At 62.0% G+C, this 1322-nt stretch carries 1 protein-coding gene; it reads left to right on the forward strand.

Annotation, left to right across the window (positions count from 1 at the left end):
• Nucleotides 1-57: 57 nt before the first annotated feature.
• Nucleotides 58-1281: an IS256-like element ISSpwi2 family transposase gene (locus J2W40_RS20525; RefSeq protein ID WP_014082638.1), complete on the forward strand. Its 1224-nt coding sequence runs from the start codon at nt 58-60 to the stop codon at nt 1279-1281.
• Nucleotides 1282-1322 lie beyond the last annotated feature (41 nt).

Raw genomic sequence — 1322 nt, forward strand, 5'->3', positions numbered from 1 at the left:
GGGACTGTCAGGATTTCCGTGTGTGGCCGGGCATAATGGGTAACAAGGAGTCCCACTATGTCACGACGCAAAGAGCCTGCCATACCGAATGAGCTTCTCGATCAGCTTTTGGCGGGCGGCGCTGCCAGTGCCGCCTTCGAGCAGGGCGGTCTGCTCGATTCGCTGAAGAAGGCGCTGACAGAGCGTGCCCTGAATGCGGAGATGGATCACCACCTCGCTGGCGAAGACGGCGCCGGCAACATGCGCAACGGCTACGGTCGGAAGACGGTAATGACCGACACCGGCAAGTTGGCGATCGACGTGCCGCGCGATCGCCAGTCGAGCTTCGACCCACAGTTGATCGCCAAGTATCAACGCCGCTTTCCCGGCTTCGACGACAAGATCGTGTCGATGTACGCGCGCGGCATGAGCACCCGCGAGATCACCAGGCACCTGCACGATCTATACGGCATCGACGTCTCACCCGATTTGATCAGCACGGTGACCGACGCCGTGCTCGATGAGGTCGCCACTTGGCAGCAGCGGCCGCTCGATCCGGTTTACCCGCTGGTCTTCTTCGACGCGATCCGGGTCAAGATCCGCGACGAGGGCATGGTGCGCAACAAGGCGATCCACATTGCGCTGGGCGTCCGCGCCGACGGCGCAAAGGAGGTGCTCGGCCTGTGGCTCGAGCAGAATGAGGGTGCCAAGTTCTGGCTTCGGGTGATGAACGAGCTTCGCAACCGTGGCGTCGAAGACATCCTGCTGGCCGTCGTTGACGGCCTGAAGGGCTTTCCCGATGCGATCACCGCAGTTTTCCCCGATGCGATTGTCCAGACCTGCATCGTTCACCTGCTGCGCAACTCGATGGACTTCGTCTCCTGGAAGGACCGCAAGAACCTCGCCAGCGCGCTCAAGGAGATTTACCGTGCCACCGACGCGGACGCCGCCGAAAAGGCGCTGACGGCATTTGAGGCTGGTCCTTGGGGGCAGCGCTACCCCGCCATCGGCCAGAGCTGGCGGCGCGCCTGGGGCGAGGTGATCCCGTTTTTTGCCTTCCCCGACGAGGTCCGCCGGATCATCTACACCACGAACGCGATCGAAGCTTTGAACTCGAAGCTCAGGCGGGCTGTCAGGGCCAGGGGACACTTCCCAAGCGACGAGGCCGCCACCAAGCTGCTCTATCTGATCTTGAATCGGTCGGAGAAAGAGTGGAAGATGCCACCACGTGAGTGGACCATGGCGAAGGCGCAATTTGCCGTGATCTTCGGCGAACGTTTCATCAGAGCCATGGCGGCCTGATGATCAACCGCCCGGCCGCACACGGAAATCCTGACAGTCCC

This window comes from Sphingobium xenophagum (genome assembly GCF_031457465.1).
Lineage (GTDB): Bacteria > Pseudomonadota > Alphaproteobacteria > Sphingomonadales > Sphingomonadaceae > Sphingobium > Sphingobium xenophagum_A.

What these genes read in the sequence shown, in the direction of transcription:
- J2W40_RS20525 (WP_014082638.1), top strand. Translation starts at nt 58, where the DNA reads ATGTCACGACGCAAAGAGCCTGCCATACCGAATGAGCTTCTCGATCAG.